The organism is Xanthobacter sp. BG11Y11_SDJG, assembly GCF_057364445.1.
Window position 1 is genome coordinate 1 of sequence record NZ_JBNFNU010000366.1, and the last position, 4,207, is coordinate 4,207.

Annotated in this window: 2 protein-coding genes and 3 pseudogenes; 3 read left to right on the forward strand and 2 right to left on the reverse strand. The window is 69.8% G+C overall.

Going from position 1 to position 4,207, the window contains the following annotated elements; translation table 11 throughout:
• Nucleotides 1–181: 181 nt before the first annotated feature.
• From AC2W7M_RS20805 to AC2W7M_RS20815, 3 genes and pseudogenes are all read left to right on the forward strand, one after another.
• Complete coding sequence (locus AC2W7M_RS20805; RefSeq protein WP_486134567.1) at nt 182–781, forward strand: TRAP transporter small permease subunit; 600 nt, start codon at nt 182–184, stop codon at nt 779–781.
• Nucleotides 781–2,106 (forward strand): annotated as a pseudogene (locus AC2W7M_RS20810) (TRAP transporter large permease). Before AC2W7M_RS20805 ends, AC2W7M_RS20810 begins: the two are co-directional and overlap by 1 nt.
• Nucleotides 2,107–2,154: 48 nt before the next feature.
• Entirely contained in the window at nt 2,155–2,610 is a 456-nt protein-coding gene (locus tag AC2W7M_RS20815) for a DUF488 domain-containing protein (protein ID WP_486134568.1), read from the forward strand.
• A gap of 192 nt (nt 2,611–2,802) precedes the next feature.
• On the opposite strand, the pseudogene AC2W7M_RS20820 reads toward AC2W7M_RS20815, so the two are convergent.
• Both AC2W7M_RS20820 and AC2W7M_RS20825 read right to left on the reverse strand, forming a co-directional pair.
• A pseudogene (locus AC2W7M_RS20820) lies at nt 2,803–3,403 on the reverse strand (nucleotidyltransferase family protein); the annotation flags it as partial.
• Between the two features lie 255 nt (nt 3,404–3,658).
• A pseudogene (locus AC2W7M_RS20825) lies at nt 3,659–4,201 on the reverse strand (imelysin family protein); the annotation flags it as partial.
• Between the last annotated feature and the right edge of the window lie 6 nt (nt 4,202–4,207).

Genomic DNA, 4,207 nt, shown 5'->3' on the forward strand with positions numbered 1-4,207 from the left:
GATCCGCCCGAACGGCGAACCGGGCAGGCCGCGCCGGCGACCGGACCACATGGCGGCGGACCGGTGCGGGGGCTCCCCCGTTCCGGGCGCCGCCCGAAGGCCGCCCGAAAGGGCGGCCTTCGGCGCATGATCCCCATAATTCACCCAAGAAAAACAAGATCTTCCCGAGGAAACCCCGCGTATGCAACGCTTCCTTCTCGCCGTTGACACGCTGAACACATTCATCGGCAAGCTGTTCGCCTGGACGATCGTGATCCTCACGCTGGCGATCTGCTACGAGGTGTTCTGCCGCTACGTCCTGCGCGCGCCCACCACCTGGGCCTACGACGCGTCCTACATGCTCTATGGCACGCTGTTCATGATGGCCGGCGCCTACACGCTGGCGCGCAACGGGCATGTGCGCGGCGACTTCCTCTACCGCAACTGGCCGGTGAAACGGCAGGCGATGGTGGACCTTGTGCTTTATTTTCTGTTCTTTTTCCCGGGCATCATCGCCCTCATCTATTCGGGCTGGCAGTATTTCTATCTCTCCTATCTGCTCAACGAGCATTCCTCCTTCTCGCCTGACGGGCCGATGATCTGGCCGTTCAAGGGCCTCATCCCGATCACCGGGGTGCTCATGTTCCTCCAAGGGGTGGTCGAGGTGGTCCGCTGCACCATCGCGCTCAGGACCGGCCAGTGGCCGGAGCGCCTCCACGACGTGGAGGAGATGGAGAAGATGATCCTCGAGGAAGCCGCCAACAAGTCTGACGCCGAGGCCATCGGCCGGGGGAGCCTGTGATGTTTCTGTCGGATCCCGCCCTCGGCATCCTGATGCTGGTGCTGTTCATCGTCTTTCTGATGCTCGGATTTCCCATCGCCTTCACGCTCATGGCGCTGGGCGTGGGCTTCGGCTACATGACGCGCGGCGACACCGTGTTCCAGCTGTTCGTCCAGCGCACCTATTCGGTGATGGCGAACGACGTGCTCATCTCCATCCCGCTGTTCCTGTTCATGGGCTACGTGGTGGAGCGCGCCAACATCCTCGACCGGCTGTTCCGCTCGATCCAGCTCGCCGCGGGCTGGGTGCCGGGCTCGCTGGCGGTGGCCACGCTGATCACCTGCGCCATGTTCGCCACCGCCACCGGCATCGTCGGCGCGGTGGTGACGCTGATGGGCCTGCTCGCCTTTTCCGGCGATGCTGCGCGCCGGCTACGACACCCGCCTCGCGGCCGGCGTCGTCTGCGCCGGCGGCTGCCTCGGCATCCTCATCCCGCCGAGCGTGATGCTCATCCTCTACGGCGCCACGGCCGGCGTGTCGGTGGTGAAGCTCTACGCCGCCGCCTTCCTGCCGGGACTGATGCTGGCCGGGCTCTACACGGCCTATGTGATCGTCATCGCGATGATCTACCCCAACCGCGCACCGAAGCTGCCGCCGCAGGAGCGGGCCGGCTCGGTGTTCGAGGTGGCGTGGGCGCTGGCCACGTCCTTCTTCCCGCTCGCGGTGCTCATCTCGGCGGTGCTCGGGGCGATCGTGTTCGGTCTCGCCACGCCCTCCGAGGCGGCGGCGGTGGGCGCGCTCGGCGCGGTGATCCTGGCGCTCGCCTATCGCTCCTTCTCGGTCGACAAGATGAAAGAGAGCGTGTTCCTCACCGCCCGGGCCTCGGCCATGGTGTGCTGGCTGTTCGTGGGCTCGGCGGTGTTCTCCGCCGTGTTCGCGCTGCTCGGCGGCCAGCAGGTGGTGGAGGACTTCGTCCTCTCGCTCAACCTCTCCCCGATCGGCTTCCTGCTGCTCACCCAGGCCATCATCTTCGTTCTGGGCTGGCCGCTGGAATGGACCGAGATCATCGTGATCTTCCTGCCCATCTTCCTGCCGTTGCTCGATAATTTCGGCATCGACCCGATCTTCTTCGGGGTCCTGGTGGGCCTCAACCTGCAGACCTCCTTCCTCTCGCCGCCGGTGGCGATGGCGCCTTCTACCTGAAGGGCGTCGCCCCCAAGCACGTCTCCATCGACGAGATCTTCGCCGGCGTGATGCCGTTCCTCGCCATCGTCATCATCTCCATGGCGCTGCTCTACATCTTCCCGGACATCGCGCTGTGGCTGCCGAGGGCGCTGTACGGGTGAGGCGACGCAACGGGTGACGGCACCCCCGCGGGCGGGCATGATGGCTTCATGACCCGCCCGCTCTTTTTCACCATCGGCTATCAGGGCACGACGCCCGACGCCTTCGCCGCCGCCCTGGAGAGCGCCGGCGTCGACCTGCTCGTCGACGTGCGCGCGGTTGCGGCCTCGCGCCGGCCCGGCTTCTCGAAGGGCGCGCTCTCGGCCAGCGTCAATGGCCTGGGCATCGGCTATGTCCATCTGCGCGCCCTCGGCACCCCGAAGGAGGGGCGCGAGGCGGCGCGCTCCGGCGATGCGGCGGGGCTCGCCCGCATCTATGGCGCGCACCTCCAGACCGACCCGGCGAAGGCGGCGCTGGAGGAATTGAAGGACCTCGCCGCCGGCCGGCGCATCTGCCTCATGTGCTTCGAGCGCCACGCGGAAGGTTGCCACCGCCTGCTCATCGCCGACTGGCTGTGCGAGCAGATCGACGCCGAGCCGAACCACCTGATGCCGGCGCTGTTCTGAGGCGGGCCCTTTCGAGGCGGGGCGGCGCTGCCCCCGCCTTACGCCGTCATGCTCCGGCTTGACCGGAGCATCTATCCGCGGCGGCTTGGCCTGACACCGGCTGTCCATGGGCCCTCCGGTCAAGCCGGAGGGCGACCGCGGGATCGGACGACAAGGGCCGGCGCGACGGCGGAAGAAGGCAGCCCGCGCGCCTCAGCGCGCCGGCTCGGGCTGCGAGGACTGTGCCGCCTGGCGCGCGGCGGCGAGCAGTTCGGGCGTGTCCACGTCCAGGAAGGCGCCGGGTCCCTCCGCCTCCACTTCCACCACTGCTGCGGCATTGGCGGCGAGCACCTGGCGCGCGCCGGTGTCGCCTCCAGCGCCGCGAGTTCGGGAAAATAGCGGCGCGCCCACAGCACCGGATGGCCGCGCGCCCCGTCCGCCACCGGCACGGCGATGAGCCGGCCTGCATCGCTTGCGAACGCGGCGATCAGCCGGTCCAGGAGGCCGGGCGCAACCAGCGGCATGTCGCCGAGCACCACCAGCGCGCCCGCCGCCGCCTCCGGCACCGCGGCGATGCCGGCGCGCAGCGAGGAGGCCATGCCGCTCGCAAATCCGCATTGTGAACGAAGGCGACGTCGAGCCCGGCGAGCGCCCGCTCCACCTTCTCGCGCTCATGGCCGGTGACGACGATCACCGGCCGCGCGCGCGAGGCGAGCGCGGCCTCTGCCACGCGGCGGATCACCGGCACGCCGTCCACCGCCTCCAGCAGCTTGTTGGCGCCGCCCATGCGGGTGCTGCGGCCCGCCGCCAGCACACCGCCGCGAAGCCCTCGCCCATGCCGGCCGTGGTGATCCAGCCCTCGTCGATGGCGTGGTCGCGCGCATGGAGCCCGCCGGCGAGGAGGGAGCCGGGCGCGGCTGCGAGCGCGCCGCCGGCGGCCAGGAAGAAGACGGCGCGATAGGCCCGTCATGGTCGCTCCAGTCGCCATCGAGGGCGTTGAAGCCCAAAGAGATGCCGAATAGGAGGCGATGGGCTTGTAGACCGTGATCTGCGCGCCCTTGAACGCCTTGACGGCGGCCTGGATCGCCGCCGCGCCGGAGGCGGTCTGCGCCGCCGCGCCGAGATCGGCGGGGAAGGCGGCAGCGGCCTGGTCGGCGGCGCCGGCGGCCTTGTTGACCACGAATTGCGGCCGGCTCGGCAGTTGCAGCGCGATCGCCTTCAGCAGCGCGTCGGCGCTCTCGATCATGGTGCGCACCACCCGCCCCGAGCGGCCGGAGCGCCAGCTGTCCGCCAGCGTGGGCTTCGCCTCCGCCGGGCCGGAGCCCAGCACCGGCATGATCTTGGTGTCCGTCACCCGCTGGAAGGCGCCGGAAAGGTCGGTGAGGATCAGGCCGGGCAGCGCGCCCACGTCGGCGAACAGAGCCGGGTCGCCCTTGCCGGAGACGATGGCGCCGAGCGCGCCGCTCGACCGGTCGCCCCAGCCGGTGCGGATGTCGGCGGCGATGGCGGCGAGGTTGCCGGCGATGGCGCTGCCCAAGGCGCAGCGCCGGGGAGCCTCGTCGCCGGAGACGAGCGCCGCCTCGGCGCCGTCGTCGAACAGCAGCCGCTCCATGGCCGG